Here is a 16,837-nt window from a genome sequence, read left to right as displayed (position 1 = left end):
AACCTCGGCCATGGTTACGCCATCAACGGTCGCAGCCGATGCCGTCGCCATCCCGGTCGAGGTCGTAGATGTCATCGCCGATCACGCGCACGGGTCCCTCGACATAGGCGGGGCCGTTGCCGCTGCCACCGGCGCAGTCGACATCGCTGGCGATGGGTACGCAGGCACCGGCATAGTTCGGATCACATTGTGGCGTCTCCTTGGTGCCGACCCGGACGACCCGGGTGACCGGCTTCCTCGTGATCTCCGACTTGATCAGTTCTTTCGCGGTCTCTTCTCCGTCGATCACGGTGACCTGGTACGTCAGCGTCTTGACGCCCGGCACGCCCGGGGTACGCACCTTCTTGGTGCCCTTGGCCAGGGACGAGTCGTTGACCGTCCTGGTCTTGTACGGCACCTTCTTCGTCACGGTGATGGTGCGCGTCTGCGTCACCGGTGTCGGAGACTGCGTCGGGGTCGCCTGCTGCGACGGTGTGGGCGCGGCTGCCGTGGTCGGTGATGAAGTGTCGTCAGCCCGGGCGGACGGGACGGCCTCGGCGGCGAGATCCTGCTGTTTCGGAGAATCACCCGGCGGCGCGACGATCGCCGAGATGGTAGCCACTCCGCAGCACAGGAGTACGAGAGCGACGGCACCGATCAGGACGAACATCAGCGGGTTCGTCCGCTTCGGTGGCTGCGCGACCCAACCGCCGGCCGCTGCCGGGAAGACCCCGGTCGGGTACGGCGCCCTACTGCCATGGCCGGGCGGCGGAACGTGCGGAAAAGAGGCCGGCGGCGAGGGCTGCCACTGCCCCGGGTTCTGCGGAGGCTGGTTGGTCACCCTGCGAGTCTGCGGAGCAGAGCCCGATTCCTCACCGGCCGGTCGGGCACGATGCATGTCGATCAATCGACGAGGTCGCCGTACGATCGTCGATCTCCATCCTTCGCTCTATACCGCGAGATGAACGATCGTCTGCCCCAAGTCCGTCGGATGCCGTAGACGTCAGCCGGACGGAGGAAAGGGTATCGGTCTGAGTTACGAGATGGCCGGGGATGATCGCCGTCAACAAATCAGCCAGGTCGATGACGCCACGTCTCCGGCTATGCTCGCCCAATGCAAATGCGGTGGTGGTGAACAGGTGGCGACCTACCGACGCCGGGGACATTGGCGAAAGAGTTCGGGCGGCTCTTTGCACTGGGTGAACACCCACAACGTGACACGTTCGTCTGGGAGATTCTCCGCGCCACGTCGGCAAACCTACGCAAGATCGACGTCGCCGGTTTCCACCCGTGCGGTGCCCAGCGGGCCGGTGGGATGGATTAGCCCTAATGCCCGTTGCCCCGTCTGCGGCGCGCCGGTCTACTTCTACGCGAACCAGCATGGCAGCCGTGTCTTCTTCGATGAACTGGGGCCGCCGTGGCCCAAGCATCCATGCACCGACAACGGCACAGCGCACGTGACTTTTGTGGGTGGCCGCCAGATGCCGAGCCGTCGCGACTTTAGGCTCGCGCAGAACCCGGGCCGCCTGCGCGATCTCCGCTGGAGGTCTTATGCGGTCAAGGGGATCACGGTTGAGGGCGGCTACTCGCGCATAACTCTCCAGCCACTCAACGGGTTCGGGTTTGGTCCCACCTGGACCGTCTCGGAGCGGGTGTCGCTACGAGCGGATGATCTCGTGTTCGTCAGAGCACAACAGATGTCATACTTCGACACCGCTGTGGGCGCGCCCGTGATTGTCGAAGACGCCAAGCGCGCTGCGGGGCTCGCCGGCAAGACGATCACCGAACGGGACAGACAACACCTCCTGGCGATGCTGGATGCGCGAGTCGCTGCGGGCGAGATGACGCTCGAAGAGGTGGCGGAGGTGACGACAGCCGTCGTGACGGCACGGAATCGCGGCGATGTCGCCACCGCGCTCAAGATCGAGGTTGCGGACCTCAAGGTCGCCCCACCCCGTCCCGGCGACCTGTTGCTGCTCGCGATCGCGTTCATACTCATGGTCGTGGCGACCAGCTCCCCCGGTGGTGCAGGGTCCGTTCAGATGATGCTGCTCGGACTGCTGCTCATGGCTACGGCGGTATACCGCCTCAACTCGCGCATGGGACATGTGCCGAGGGTCCTTCTAGCAGTGACGACAGCCCTCGTGACGATCTGTCCCGCTGGCGTTATCGGCGCCGCGATCGAGGTCATGCTCCTCAATCGGTGACTGGGCAAGGTCAGTCTCCGAGGGCACGTTGTAGAGCGACCGCATCCTCCATATGTGACGAGGTGTCGCGTTTCCGACCGAAGCTCCACTGCGGCTGATCAACCGGTCAACCACAGTGGATATTGACGTAGCATGCCGCGGGTGATGCGCTCATGAGGCCGACGATCGCCGCCGATACCCTGCGCCGGACCCTCACGCAATATCTGACCACCACGTTCGGGTTGACAGAGGAAGGCGTACGTCAAGGTCTGGAGGGTTTTCTCTCCCACCCCGAGCAGGGCATCTTCCGTGGGCCGTACCTGCGTATCCGCACCCCCTTCCGCCCGGCGGAGGGCGACTGGCGGGCGAACCTGGACTGGGCTCCGCAGAACTTCACCCCCTACCGCCACCAGGCGAAGGCGTTCGCCCGGCTGTCGACCAGGGGGAAGGCCGCCGAGCCGACGCTGATCACCACCGGTACCGGCTCCGGCAAGACCGAGTCGTTCCTGATCCCGATCCTGGACCACTGTCGGCGACGCCGGCAGCAGGGACAGCCCGGCGTCAAGGCGATCCTGCTCTATCCGATGAACGCCCTGGCCACCGACCAGACCCACCGCCTCAACGAGCTGCTCACCGACCCGGCGCTGGCCGGGGTGACCGCCGGCCTCTATATCGGTGACGTTGCGGAGATCGAATACCCACATGTGTTCACCAAGCGGTCGGAGATGCGTCGCACTCCGCCGGACATCCTGATCACCAACTATAAGATGCTGGACCTGCTGCTCCAGCGCGCCGACGACCTGCCGCTGTGGGAGGGCGCCGAGCCGGCGTACGTGGTGCTCGACGAGTTCCACACCTACGACGGCGCCCAGGGCACCGACGTGGCGATGCTGCTGCGCCGGCTGTCCGCCGCGCTCGGCCTGGCCGAGCCGGACCGCCCGCTGGGGCCGATCTGCCCGGTGGCCACCTCCGCCACCCTCGGCGAGGGTGGCAGCCGGGACGGGCGAACCGCGATCCGGGAGGTCGCCGAGCAGGTCTTCGGCATCGCATTCGACGCGGACTCGCTGATGGGGGAGGAACGCTACGAGCCCGGCGAGTTCATGGCCGGTCAGGATTTCAACCTGCCGCTGCCCAGCCCTGAGCAACTCGCCGCCGTCGACGGCCGGGACCCGGCGAAGATGATGGCCGAGATCGCCGAACTCGTGCTCGGCGAGGACTGCCTGGACAACCCGAGGCAACTCGGCAAGCTGCTGCTCAAACACCCGCTGACCAAGGCGGTGCTCGACTCGCTCGGCCCGGCGCCGCGCACCCTCGACGAGATCATCGATGTGTTGCCGCGTAAGAACGCCACCGGCTGGGGCAGCGCGATGAAGAGTCGACCCGAGATCACCGCGCGAGCCCTGGCCCGATTCGTCGGGCTGCTGTCCATGGCCCGCAACCCGCACGACAACCGTCGACCGCTGCTCAACATCGAAACCCACCTGTGGGTACGCGCCGTCTCCCGGCTGCTGCGCGGCACCTCCCACCAGGCCACCTTCGGTTGGTACGGCGAGGCCCCGCGCGAGCTGGACCCCTACGCCACCGAGCGGGACGCGGTCATTGCCGACAACCGTCACCTGCGGCTACCGGCCGTCTACTGCCGGCACTGTGGCCGTTCCGGCTGGACGGCGTTGTCGCCGGAGAAGGATCCGCAGGAGCTGGAGACCGACCCGGACAAGATCTACCGGGCCAGCGTCGGCCGGGACAAACGTCGGGTGCGCGCACTGATCGCCGCCACCGACGACGAGATCCGCCAACGCGCCGCCGGTCTGCTGGTGCTCGAACACGGCCGGCGGGTGCGCCCCTACGACGAGCAGCGCGACCGGGCACTGGGCGACGACGAGATCGCCGTGCTCGGTGACCTGACCGCCGTCGACGCCGCCGAGAAGGACCGCTGCCCGTCCTGCCAGTTGGATCACGGCATCCGGTTCCTCGGCGCCGGCCTGGCCACCCTCGCCTCGGTGGCCATCACCCAACTCTTCACCGGCGGAGAGCTGACCGAGGCGGAACGCAAGACGTTGCTGTTCAACGATTCCGTCCAGGACGCGGCACACCGGGCCGGTTTCGTGGCCAACCGGTCGTACACGTTCTCCCTGCGCTCTCTGCTGGCCGACCAGCTCACCCCCGGCGAGGCTGTCGGACTCGACGATCTGGTCACGAAGATGGTCGCGGCGGCGGCCCGGCCGGAGATCCTCTCCACCGTCGTGCCGCCGGACCTGCACGGCCAACCGGGCGTGGACGGCCTGCTCGCCGGGGACGAGACCGGCAGCCGACAGACCTGGTCGCTGATCGGTGAACGGCTGGTCTTCGCCACCGTGATGGAGGCCGGGTTGCGCTCCCGGCAGGGCCGCACCCTGGAACTGACCCGGGCCGTCGCCGTCGAGGTGGCGCTCGATGACCCGGCCGCAGCGGTGGCGCTCTGCCGCGACGTGCAGCTGACCGGCGCCGGCCAGCTCGGCGTTGCCGCACCCGACGACGCGCGCTACCTCGCCTTCCTGCGCGGGCTGCTGGAACGGCTGCGTACCCGGGGCGCGGTCTATCACGAGTGGCTGGTGCCGTACCTGCGGCGAGGCGGCACCCGGTGGCAGGTGTGGGGCGGCCGTCCCGCCGGTATGCCCGCCTTCCCCCGGGGCGTCTCCGCGCCCGCCTTCCTGCTGGCCACGCCGAAGTCCCGATCCGAGTTCGACGCGATCACCGCGCGCGGCAACTGGTACCAGGACTGGACCGCCCGCTGTCTCGGCCTGGATCTGGGCGAGGCCGCCGGCTACCTGAGCCGACTGCTGCCGGCCCTGGCCGCCGCCGGGATCGTCGCCGCCGGGGACACCGAGGACGGCAACACCGTCTACGGGTTGCTCCCCGGCCATCTGCGCGTCACCCGCCTCGACGACACCGCCGCCGTGGCGGCCGGTGTGGGCTGCGACACCTGTCACTGGCAGCAGACCGAGCACCCCGACCGGGTCGCCGACTGGGTCGGCCAGCCGTGCCGGCAGTACCGCTGCCGTGGTCGGCTCCGACCCGCACCCGACGACACCACGCCGGACGACTACTACCGGCGGCTCTACCTGGAAAGCCCGGTGTTCCGGGTGGTGACCGGCGAGCACACCGGCATGCTCACCCGCGCCCAGCGGGAAACCGTCGAGCAGCAGTTCCGCGACGGCAAGCGCTACACCGACCCGAACGTGCTCTCCTGCACCCCGACCTTGGAGATGGGCATCGACATCGGGGCGCTATCCGCGGTGGTGCTGGCGTCGCTGCCACACGGGCCCGCCAACTACGTGCAGCGGGCCGGTCGTGCCGGTCGCCGCAGCGGCAACGCCCTCGTGCTCACCCTGGTCGGGCGCACCGAACGGGACCGGTACTACCTCACCGAGCCGCGCGACATGATCGCCGGGCAGATCGTGCCACCCGGCTGCTTCCTGTCCGCCGTGGAGATCCTGCGCCGGCAGTACCTGGCCCACCTGATCGACCTGGCTGCCCGTGGCCGGCTGCCCGGTGTGCTGCCGATGCCCCGCCGGGCGCACGTCCTCTTCGGCCCGAGCGGCTGGCTGGGCCACCTCGCCGAGATCGGCCGCCGGGAAGGACCACACCTGGTCGAGAACTTCCTGGCCCTCTTCGGCGACAAGATCCTGCGGGCTGCGGCCGACGAACTGCGGGAGTTCGCCGTCGACGGCATCGCCCACCGGGTCAAGGAGGCCGATGAACGGTGGGAGCTGCGCCTGGCCGACCTGCGGCGCCGGCTCCAGGAGATCGCCGCCGCCCGAGCGAAGCTGGTGTCCAGCGACCCCGACCACGCCCGCGAGCTGAAGATGCTCAAGGCGGAAGAGGCAGCCGTACGACGTCGGCTGCGGGAGATCAGCGCCGCCGCCGCACACGGCACCCTGGTGGAGTTCGGACTGCTGCCCAACTACGCCCTCATCGACACCCGTACCGACCTGGAGGCCACCCTGACCTGGGAGGAGCAGGTCGACGGTGACCGCCGGTTCCACAGCGAGCTGCGCGAGTACGCCCGCCCCGCCCGTGCGGCACTGGTGGAGATCGCCCCCGGCAACAGCTACTACGTACGGGGCTATCAGCATGAGATCTCCGGCCTGGAGGTCGGCCCGGCCGACCGGCCCGCGTACGAGCAGTGGCGGATCTGCGGGCAGTGCGGATACGTCCGTACCCATCTGGCGCAGGAGGACACCAGCGCCTGTCCGCGCTGCGCCGACCGGGGTATCGCCGACCACGGGCGGCTGTTCCAGGTGCTCCGACCGACCCGTGTCTACAGCCGGGACAAGCGCGACGACGCCCGCATCCGCGACGACAACGACGACCGGAAGCGGCGCTTCTACGCCACCACCGCCGCGGTCGACATCGACCCGGCCAAGGTCGACTCGTCCTGGCGGCACGCACACGAGACCTTCGGAGTCGACTACAGCCGGCACGCCATGATCCGTCACTTCAACCTGGGCGCCCAGCGTTTCGACCGGGCCGCCGAGACGTTCGCCGGTGAGGAGGTGCGGATCAACAAGTTCCACACCTGCACCTCGTGCGGAGGCACCACTGTCGACGGTGCGCCGGTGGTCAGTCAGCAGCTCGCCGCGCAGGCGTCCGGGGCGACCGTGGTGCAAGGCGCCGAACACCATCGGCCCTGGTGTCCGTACCGGCGATCGCCGGCCGCGCCGGACACCCACGTCGACCTGATCCTTGCCCACGAGCTGGAGACCGAGGCGCTGCGCATCCTGATCCCGGCGGCGACCGCGCTGGTGGCCGAGCGGGTCGTGTCCTTCGCCGCGGCGATCCGGCTCGGCATCGCCGCCCAGTACGGCGGCGACCCCGCCCACCTCCAGGCGGTCCTGGCCACCATGCCCGACGGGCAGAGCGACGGCACCCGCAACTTCGTCGTCGTCTTCGACACCCAGCCACGGGGTACCGGCTACCTGCACCGGCTCGCCGAGCCGGACGAGTTCCGCCGGGTGCTGGAACTGGCCCGACAGCGCATCACCACCTGCGAGTGCCGACTCCAGGCCAAGCCCGTCTGCCACCGCTGCCTGCTGCGCTACGCACGCAACGAGCAGTTCGCCCTGATGAGCCGGGACGAGGCGCTGGGCATGCTGGACAAGCTGCTGGACAGCTGGAACGTGGAGGAGGGCACCCGCACCGACGAGATCTCGCTCATCGGCCAGGTGGAGAGCGAACTGGAGATGCGTTTCCTCACCAAACTGCTGGCGCTCGGCGTCACGCCGCACTCCGGGCTGCGGGTCGAGAAGCGTACGGATCACGACGGCGCCCGCATCGCCGACCTCCGCTTCGTCACCGACGGCGGGCAGAACGTCACCCACTGGCAGATGAAACTCCAGAACACTGTCCAGGGCACCCGGCCGGACGTCCACTTCAAGCGCCTCGACGCGCCGTCGCCCGAGGTCGCCGTCTACCTCGACGGCTTCAAGTACCACGCCTCCAGTCAGTACAACCGGCTCGCCGACGACGCGGAGAAGCGCGCCCGGCTTCGTGCCCACGGTTACCTGGTCTTCGCCGCCACCTGGGACGACGTGGTGACCTGGGGCAACGTGGAGAGCCCCGGGCGCTGGCTGCCGTACGGTGGCATCAGTCGACAGGCCGCCCGGGAGCGGTACCGGACGTTCCTGCCCGGCGCCGACCCGGACGAACTGGAGACGACGGTCTGGGCCAACCCGATCGAGCAGCTGCTGCGCTTCCTCGCCGAGCCGGACCTGCACCGCTGGCAGCGGCGGGCCGAAGCCGCCCTCGCCGGTCTGCTTCCGCAGGCCCGGGAGAACAGCCGCTGCGACTCCGGTGGCGTTGCCGACCGGCTGCTGGCGGCGCTGCGCGGCGAGCCACTGCCGCCGCCCGCCACCCAGGGGAAGATCATGGTCGTGCGGGCCCGGGACGCCGCCGACTGCGCCGTGACGCTGCTCGTCGACGGCCGCAGCAAGCCGCTGCCGACCTGGTCGGCGTTGACCGTGCTCGACGATCTGCCCGCGGCGATCGCCGCCGACGGGCACAAACAGCGCTGGTCGGGCTGGTTGGCCTGGGGCAATGTCATCCAGTTCCTCGCCGAGGGCGGTGGTGACGCCGGACAGCTCGTGGTCTCCCACCTCGACAGCTTCGAGCCTGCGTCGATGGCCGTCGCCGAGGGCACGGGACTGGCCCTGACCCGACGTGCCCTGCCGCTGGACGAGGAGTCCGCGACCTGGCTCGGTGCGGTCACCCCACTGACCCAGGCCCAGCCGGTGCAGGACGGATCACCCTGGCGCGAGGTGCTGCGCTACGTGGACCCCGACGAAGGCACCCTGGAAGGTCTGGTCCAGCAGTTGGCCGCTCGGGACCTGCCCCTGCCGGTCGTCGGTTACGAGCTCGGGGATCAGGGGTGGCAGGCGGAGTTGGCCTGGCCGGAGCGGCGCGTCGCCGTCGTGCTCAGCGGGTCGGCGGACGATCCGGAGGTCGAGGACCGGGACCGGGCGTACGCCGAGGCAGGCTGGCGGGTGCGGACCGCGCGGCAGTGGTCGGCGGAGGAGTTGGCGGCGCAGCTTGCCGCGACGAGTGGGGGAGAGGGCCGATGAAGACCGGGGCGATGCTGCGGATGCTCGATCGGGCCGACAAGGAGGTCATGAAGCTCAGCCGCGCCGACAAAGGAGCGGTCTACGAGTTCACCCACAAGTTCCGCCACAACCCGGACAACCCCGGTCTCCAACTCAAGTCACTGCACGGCGACTCGCGGCTGATGTCCGCGCGGATCAACCGGGACTACCGCGCGCTTCTGCTGCACATCGCCGAGCAGGACTTCCTGCTCGTCGCGGTCAAGCACCGCAGCGAGGTGTACGACGACCTGAGCCGATACGCGTACCGCATCAACCGGATCACCGGCGGCATCGAAGTCATCGACCTGACGCCGGTCGGCGACAGCATCGTCGGCCGGGTCGTCTCCGCGGATTCGTCCGTGGCCGTTCCCGCGGTGGCTGGTCCCTCGGTGACCGACCCGTCGGCGACCGACCCGTCGGTGGTCGAGCCGCAGCCGACGCCGAAACCGATCTTTGACCGCTACGCCGACACCCAACTGGTGGAACTGGGTGTCGCCGAGCCGCTGCTGCCGCAGATCCGTGACCTGACCACCGAGACGCAACTGCTGGAACTGCTCGACCGGGCACCACAACTCACCACCGACGTGCTCTTCGCCCTCTTCGACGGCAAGACCTACGACGAGGTACGCGCCCAGGTCACCGACCCGGTCCGGGCCGAGGAACCGATCGACCCCGAGGACTTCGAGGCCGCGGTGGCCCGGCCGGCGACCCAGGTGACCTCCGACGATGAGGCTTTGCAGGCGATGCTTGTCGAGTCGTTCGGACGGTGGCAGATCTTCCTGCACCCCACCCAGCGCAAGCTGGTGGAGCGGCAGTACAACGGCCCCGCCCGGGTCGGTGGGGGACCGGGCACCGGAAAGACCATCGTGGCTCTGCACCGCGTGGCGTACCTCGCCCGGCAGCTATCGCCCGGTGTGGACAAACCCATCCTGCTCACCACGTTCAACCGGAACCTCGCGGCCGATCTGCGTACCCGGCTGATGGCCCTCGGCGGTGAGGAACTCGTCGCCCGAGTCGACATCGTCAACATCGACCGGCTGGCCAGCCGGGTCGTCTCGGAGGCCAGGGCCGGTGGTGGCCGGCGGGTAGTCAGCGACAACGAGGTGCCGCAGCTGTGGGCCGACTTCCTGATCGAGGTCGGCGACACCGGCTGGGACGCCGAATTCCTGGCCGCCGAATGGACCCAGGTGATCCTCGGCCAGGTACTCAACTCCCGGACCGACTACTTCAAGGCCCGCCGCCCGAACCGTGGCCGCAGCCTCAACCGGATGGAACGCGACCAGATCTGGCGGCTCACCGAGCGGTTCACCACCTGGCTGGAAGGACAGGGGATCTGGACCTGGCGACAGGTCGCCGAACGGGCCGCCCGACTTGAGATGGACCGTGCCGCCGCCGGTTCGGCCGAATCCTCCGGCAGTCTCCATCGACCCCGGTACCGCCACGTCGTGGTCGACGAGGCGCAGGACCTCAGCGCGGCCCACTGGAAGATGCTGCGGGCGATGGTGGCCTCCGGCCCGGACGACATGTTCCTCACCGGTGACACCCACCAGCGGATCTACGACAACCACGTGACGCTGGGCAGCCTCGGCATCAACATCCGTGGCCGGTCCTCGCGGCTGACGCTGAGCTACCGCACCACCCGGCAGATCCTCGCCGACGCGCTACAGATCATGACCGGGGAGGTCTACGACGACCTCGACGGCGGCGAGGAAGACCTGGCCGGATACCGCTCGTTGCTGCGAGGAGAGCGACCGTCCTTCCGAGGCGCGGCGACGTGGACCCAGGAACGCGATCTCATCGCCGAGCAGGTGCACGCCTGGGGTGACCCGACCGACGGCTCGGTGGCAGTCTGCGTGCCGACGAAGGAGTTCGCGGCCGACGTGCTCGCGCGCCTGCAAGCCGACGGCCTGCCGGCCGTGGAGATCGGCCCCGACGGTCCCAAACAGCCCGACGGTATCCACGTCGGCACCATGCACCGGTTCAAGGGCCTCGAATACCAGCGGATGATCATCGCTGGGGTCAGCGACGGGCTGATACCCCGACAGTTGATCAGCCGCTATCGGGATACCGACCCCAAGCGCTACCAGCGCGAACGCCAGCGAGATCGGTCCTTGCTCTTCGTTGCCGCGACCCGTCCTCGCGACGAGCTGGTGGTGTTCTGGCACGGCACGCCCAGCCCGTTTCTCACCAGCCGCCTCGTGCAACGCCAGCTACCGTGAGCCGACCCGGGGGCAGCCGCGCATACCCCTGGATGCCGGGTCGAGGGCCTACTCCATAGTCGACTTTCGATGAATTTGGGTGCTTGGCCTGGTGTTTTCCGGCACGACTGCATTACCGTCGGGATATGGTCTCGCGTCGATCGGTGCTGCGGACGGTGCCGCTAGCGGCCGCCGCCCTCACCGCCACCCCAGGTCAGTCCCGTCGGCTCGACGAGTCGTCCACATCGACCCATGCGGTACGCGTACCCCCCGATCCTGCCACGATGGCCGCTGCCGCGACTGCGGTGCGTGGCTTTTCGGCCGACCTCTACCGCGAGCTGGCGTCGACCCGTCCCGGTGGCAACGTGGTGTGCGCGCCGTACTCGGTCAATCTCGCGCTGGCGATGACCAGGGCGGGTGCCGGCTCGACCACGGCGGACGAGATGGACGCGGTGCTCCACGCGCCCCATCCCCGACCCGGCGCGCTGGACAGCGGCCTCAACACCGTCGAACAGACCCTCGCCACCCGCTACCAGGACGGTGACGGGGTAGCCCGGCCGCTGCTGACCACGGCCAACGCCCTGTGGACCCGGCTCGGTCTGGGCCTGCGACCCGGGTTCCAGGACACTCTGGCCGGCTACTACGGTGCCGCGCCGCACCCGGTCGACTTCGGTGGCGCGCCGGAGGTGGCCCGCCAGGAGATCAACACTTGGGTGTCCGACCGGACCAACGCGAAGATCCCGGAGCTGTTGCCCTCCGGCGTCGTGAGCCCCGACACCAGGCTGATCCTCACCAACACGACCTACCTCAAGGCAGCCTGGAAATACCGGTTCATCACGACGGCCACGACGACGGAGCCGTTCACCCGGGACGACGGCAGCGTTGTCGACGTCGCGATGATGCGCGGGCCGTTCGACCCGATGGGCTACCAGGAAGGAGATGGATGGCGGGCGGTCGACGTGCCCTTCGCGGGCGACGGGCTGGCCATGGCCATCGTCATGCCGACCCGCGACGATCTCGCCGCGATCGAGGCCAACCTCGACGTGACGTGGCTGGGCGCGTTGCTGACCGGGTTCGGCATCGCCACCGTCCAACTGCGCCTGCCCCGATGGACGTTCCGCCTGCCGGCCGAACTGGCTGCCCTGCTGAGTGGCCTCGGCATGCCCACCGCGTTCACCTCGCAGGCCGACCTCACCGGCATGAGCACCGATCCGGCCCTGCGCATCGACGACGTGCTGCACGAGACGTTCATCGCGGTGGACGAGAAGGGCACCGAGGCGGCAGGCGCGTCGGCTGTCATCGTCCGGCCGCCGTCGATCCCGCAGGGGCCGCAGTTCTTCGTGAACCGGCCGTTCCTGTACGTCATCCACGACCGGTTCACCGGTGTACCGCTGTTCCTCGGTCGGGTCCACGACCCGCTGGCCACCGGCCCGTAGCGCTTCGGACGGGCTCGCCGACAGCCCTGTCGGCCGAGGCTGCGTGTCCCCGCCGAGGGCGCGCAGCCTCCCGGCGTTCGCGACTCACCTGCCGCTGTCGAGGACGCGAACGACGAGCACGGTCCCGTCCTGGCCGAACGAGTAGATTCCGCCATCTGCGGGTGCTGCTGCCCGCCTGTCGGAAAAACCTGGTGCATCCCTCAGGTACGCGCCGACCCGGCCCGCGACCAGTTGTCGGTAGAGGTGGCTCTCCACACCCCGGAACACCTCCAGCGTTCGGCCTCGTCCCAGAGGCGCGCGATACCGGGTGCCCTCGGCGGAGATCCCGTTGGGCAGCTCGACCGTCACCGCGCTGCTCGTCGCCCACGCCGGATCGAGGTCGAACAGCCCAGGCTGAGACTCGAAGTCCTCGATACCGCGTTGGCGTCGAGTGGCATATCCGCTGGCGTCGGCGCTGTTCCCCGCGAAGAGCAGGGCGGTGGCCGCCACGGCGCGAGTCAGGATCTGGGTGAACCAGCCACGCTCCTGCTCCGGTATCTCGAACACCTCGGGAGCACCGGGCGGCAACTCCTCGACCAGGTCCGGCGTCGGTACGGTTTCGTCCGCAGGGGAAGTCTCTGGCGCATCCCTCACATCGGTTTCGCCAGGGGTGGCCGGGCGGGATCGCCAGAACTGGTCCTCGGGGCTGGCGCTCACCAACTCGTTCAGCTCCTCGTCGCTGCCGGACCACAACTCGTCGTCACCGGGTGGATCGAGCACGTAGGCGGTGATCCCGCTCCGGGAGAGATGTGAGGCGACCATCAGCGAGGGTGGTCGGTGTCCTCCGACCTCCAGCGTTTGTACCTGTACGGCAGCTCGGGCGAGTTGTCCGTGGATGAAACTCGGTGCCTGATGGGTGCCCTTGCACTCCAGGAGCACGATCTTCATCCGTCGGTTGTTCTTCGTGATGTGGTGTCCCAGCAAGATGTAATCCGGCCGCATCTTGGTGCGCGAGACCGACTGCACCGTGCCGACCCCGCCCACGAAGCCGGCCTTCAACGCCACCTCCGCGTCGACCGGGTGGAATGTCCAGCCGCGATACTGCTGCTGAAGCAGCCGTTTGGCGACAACGAGGGCCAAGCCGATGCCCAGTTGCTCAGATTGGGTCACCTTGTGGTGGTAGACAACCTCGTTCGCGTCGCGCGTCAAGGCAAGACGTCGACCGTCGGCCCTGGTCAGGGTGGCACAGTAACGAACAGCCGCCCAGTGCCGTGCCACCTGTGACAGCGGCGACGCGGTCAGCAGGGTGGTGGCAACCCCGAGTTCGTGCAGGACTTGCGTCGGACTGGTCCACAGCCGACCCGTACCGATCCCGACCGGCGTCAACCCCTTGTGGTACCGGTACGCCTCCCGTTTCTTGGCGTGTGTCTCGGCGTACCGCAGCACATCGGCGACGAGTTGATCGTCGGACTCCAGCGCCACCAGAGATCGGTGACTCAAAGACTCCACGAGTTTGTCTATTTCCACCGCCACCCCCGGTGTCGACGGACCGCACGAGACAGGCACCCAGAGTGATCGAGATATCGCGGTGTGTCAATGGCGGTGGACGGCCGCTGCCGGACATGAACCTCCGACCTGGGTCGGTCGTATCGGCTGGATCGCGCCTCTGAACGGCGCACGGCATTTCGAGCGAATGGAGGAGTTGATAGTCCTATGTCGGGCATCCGACATGCTGGCGGATCGGCAAATGGGCTTTCGTCCCTTTCTCGGGTTGCCTGGCCCGCCGCTGCTCTGGTTGTCTTGCCGGACTCAAGACCAGATCACAGCGAGGAGCCGGTTGCATGGTTGCGGCGCATGAGACGATTCTGCGGGAGCTGCTGGAAGGCGCGAAGCAGTATCAGGTGCCGCTCTACCAGCGCACCTACTCGTGGTCAAAGGCGCAGCTGACGCGACTGTGGGACGACATCCGCAAGCTGGCCGACGACCAGATCGACGACCCGAAAGCGACACATTTCATCGGCTCGCTCGTGCTTGCCCCCAGCCCGAACATCGGACCCGCCGGGGTCGCCGAGTACCTGGTGGTGGATGGGCAGCAACGACTCACCACCCTGACCATCCTGCTCTGCGCGATTCGCGACCACCGCACCAAACACGACGGCCCGGAGCACCACGATCGAATCCACATGCAGTACCTGGTCAACCCGTTCAGGGCGGAATCGCAGCGGCTGAAGCTGGTCCCCACCCAGGCCAACCGGGCCGCCTATCTGGCATGTGTTGACTCGACTCCGCAGGCCGGCGGCGCCGACCCGATCGGTGAGGCGTACCGCTTCTTCGGCGCGCAACTGGCCGCCGCCGACGACCCCGACGATCCGCTGGATATCGAGCGGATCGAGAACGCCGTCATTTCCGGCCTGGCCCTGGTGTCGGTGACCGCGCAGGCCGGTGACAACGTCTACCGGATCTTCGAGTCGCTCAACAACACCGGCTTGCGTCTGTCCCAGGCCGACCTGCTGCGCAACTACCTGTTCATGCGCCTGCCCACCCGAGGTGAGACCGTCTACCAGACCCTGTGGCTGCCGTTGCAGGAGCATCTGGAGCCCGACGATCTGGTGCTGCTGTTCTGGCTAGACCTGGTGCACCGCGACCCGCGGGTCAAGCAGACCGACGTCTACGCCGCCCAACAGGCCCGGCTGAACAGGCTGCGCTCCGAAGAGGAGATCGAGGCGGAGGTCCGACGGTTCAGTCAACTCGGCGCGTTACTGCGGGTCATCCTCCACCCCTCGCAGGAGAAGCACCCGGCCGTACGGCAGCGACTGGAGCGGCTGCGCGTCTGGGGCACGACCACCGTCTATCCACTGCTGCTGCACCTGCTCGACCGCCGTGAGCGGGGCACGGCAACCTCGGAGCAGGTCGCCTCGGCCATGCGGTATGTCGAGAGCTTCTTCGTCCGGCGTCTGCTGATCGGCCGCGCCACCGCGAACATCAACCGGATCCTGCTCGGCATCGTCACCGAGATGAGCCAGGAACTGCCAGTTGACGATGCGGTCCGGGCGTACCTGTCGACGGGCCGCAAGCACTATGCCAGCGACGCCAGCGTGCGGGCCGCCGTGCGATCGATCCCGTTCTACCTCAACGGCCGGGCACACCAACGCAAGTTGATCCTCCAGTGGCTGGAGGAGTCGTTTGGTAGTAAGGAGCCGGTGAAGCCGGATTCCCTGACCATCGAGCATGTCCTGCCGCAAACCCCGACCCCCGAGTGGCGGCAGATGCTGGCCGCCGACCTCGGCCCGGACGAGAACTTCGTAGAGGCGTACGAAGCCCTCGTGCACACGCTCGGAAATCTGACCCTCACCGGCTACAACTCCGAACTCGGCAACAAGTCCTTCGTGCTCAAGCGGGTGGACCTGGAGCGCAGCGGCATCAAACTGAACCAGGAGATCGCCCGACAGGAACGGTGGGGTCGTAACGAGATCCACGCCCGAGCCGATGCACTCGCCGAGCGCATCGTCACCCTTTGGCCCAGCCCCACTGAGCAGGCACCCGAGCAGTTGGATGCGCTATGGGGCCTGATGAACAAGGCACTTGCCGAACTACCCGCCGGATCCTGGACCACGTACGGCGACATCGCCGCACTCATCGGCACGGCACCGCTACCGGTGGGCACTCGACTGGCCAGACACCCGGCCCCGAACGCTCATCGGGTCCTGCAAGCTGATGGCCTGGTAGCAGCCAACTTTCGATGGCCTGACCCGAGCCGGGCCGACGATCCGCGTGAGCTGCTCAGCGCGGAGGGCGTGAAGTTCGACGAACACGGCCGAGCCGACCAGGCCCAACGCATCGGCACCGAGGAGCTGGCACAGCTTGCCGGCGTGACACCAGAGGACCTGCCCGAACGGCTGCCACGACAGCGGCCGGCTGGGAACGTCGACTACGCCGCCCGGTTCATCGAGCAGCTCACCGCACTACAGGGCCCCACGATCGCGACCGCTGTGCACGTGGTGCTCGATGCGTGGACCACGATGGGCGGCACCCTGCTGTACGGCAGCGCGGGGGAAACCTCCTGCTTCCTGATGGCGCGCGGCAAGGATCACGAATTGGGCAACATCTGGCCGGCGGCGATCTACCCGAGCGGCAAGTTCGAGGTGGTGTTCCAACACCTGAGCGTTCGTGCGCCGTTTGACGACGCCACCCTGCGCGAAGAGCTGCGCCAACGGCTGAACCAGCTACCCGACGTCGACATCGCCGCCGCCAAGATTACCCTCCGCCCCGGGTTCCCCCTCACGGTCCTTGCGGACGCCGAGGCCCGGGAGGCACTGTTCGATCATCTCCGCTGGTTCTACGACTTGGCGACCGCCCCCACCCTAGACCGTCATATCTAGCTGCCATCGCTCCAGCAACCGGGAGGTTTGCCGTGCCGTAGCTCGCCTTCGCCAACACGTTCT

At 68.2% G+C, this 16,837-nt stretch carries 7 protein-coding genes; 5 read left to right on the top strand and 2 right to left on the bottom strand.

Features of this window, described 5'->3' with window-relative positions:
- Positions 1-22 precede the first annotated feature (22 nt).
- Positions 23-820 (bottom strand): G5 domain-containing protein, encoded by a 798-nt coding sequence (locus tag AB0M35_RS14330; RefSeq protein WP_363745285.1) that lies wholly within the window; start codon positions 818-820, stop codon positions 23-25.
- A gap of 640 nt (positions 821-1,460) precedes the next feature.
- On the opposite strand from AB0M35_RS14330, the gene AB0M35_RS14325 reads away from it, so the two are divergent.
- The 4 genes from AB0M35_RS14325 to AB0M35_RS14310 all read left to right on the top strand — a co-directional run bounded on the left by AB0M35_RS14325 (position 1,461) and on the right by AB0M35_RS14310 (position 12,416).
- Positions 1,461-2,186 (top strand): hypothetical protein, encoded by a 726-nt coding sequence (locus tag AB0M35_RS14325; RefSeq protein WP_363745283.1) that lies wholly within the window; start codon positions 1,461-1,463, stop codon positions 2,184-2,186.
- 152 nt (positions 2,187-2,338) lie between these two features.
- Positions 2,339-8,764: a DEAD/DEAH box helicase gene (locus AB0M35_RS14320; RefSeq protein WP_363745281.1), complete on the top strand. Its 6,426-nt coding sequence runs from the start codon at positions 2,339-2,341 to the stop codon at positions 8,762-8,764.
- Complete coding sequence (locus tag AB0M35_RS14315; protein ID WP_363745279.1) at positions 8,761-11,001, top strand: UvrD-helicase domain-containing protein; 2,241 nt, start codon at positions 8,761-8,763, stop codon at positions 10,999-11,001. Before AB0M35_RS14320 ends, AB0M35_RS14315 begins: the two co-directional genes overlap by 4 nt.
- Positions 11,002-11,126: 125 nt before the next feature.
- Positions 11,127-12,416 carry a serpin family protein gene (locus AB0M35_RS14310; protein ID WP_363745277.1) on the top strand — a complete coding sequence of 430 codons (1,290 nt, stop codon included), beginning with the start codon at positions 11,127-11,129 and terminating at the stop codon, positions 12,414-12,416.
- 84 nt (positions 12,417-12,500) lie between these two features.
- On the opposite strand, the gene AB0M35_RS14305 is transcribed toward AB0M35_RS14310, so the two are convergent.
- A complete protein-coding gene (locus AB0M35_RS14305; protein ID WP_363745275.1) occupies positions 12,501-13,877 on the bottom strand; it encodes a hypothetical protein in 1,377 nt (458 codons plus the stop codon).
- A 359-nt stretch (positions 13,878-14,236) separates the two neighbouring features.
- Between AB0M35_RS14305 and AB0M35_RS14300 the strand changes: the two genes are divergently transcribed.
- Complete coding sequence (locus AB0M35_RS14300) at positions 14,237-16,774, top strand: DUF262 domain-containing protein (protein ID WP_363745273.1); 2,538 nt, start codon at positions 14,237-14,239, stop codon at positions 16,772-16,774.
- Positions 16,775-16,837 lie beyond the last annotated feature (63 nt).

It is taken from the genome of Micromonospora sp. NPDC051196 (genome assembly GCF_040682415.1).
GTDB lineage: Bacteria > Actinomycetota > Actinomycetes > Mycobacteriales > Micromonosporaceae > Micromonospora.
This window is presented reverse-complemented; position numbering and strand designations above follow the sequence as displayed.

Excerpts from the sequence above, each read along its gene's own strand:
- AB0M35_RS14325 (WP_363745283.1), top strand. The coding sequence starts at position 1,461 with ATGCCGAGCCGTCGCGACTTTAGGCTCGCGCAGAACCCGGGCCGCCTG.
- AB0M35_RS14320 (WP_363745281.1), top strand. The coding sequence starts at position 2,339 with ATGAGGCCGACGATCGCCGCCGATACCCTGCGCCGGACCCTCACGCAA.
- AB0M35_RS14315 (WP_363745279.1), top strand. The coding sequence starts at position 8,761 with ATGAAGACCGGGGCGATGCTGCGGATGCTCGATCGGGCCGACAAGGAG.
- AB0M35_RS14310 (WP_363745277.1), top strand. The coding sequence starts at position 11,127 with ATGGTCTCGCGTCGATCGGTGCTGCGGACGGTGCCGCTAGCGGCCGCC.
- AB0M35_RS14300 (WP_363745273.1), top strand. The coding sequence starts at position 14,237 with ATGGTTGCGGCGCATGAGACGATTCTGCGGGAGCTGCTGGAAGGCGCG.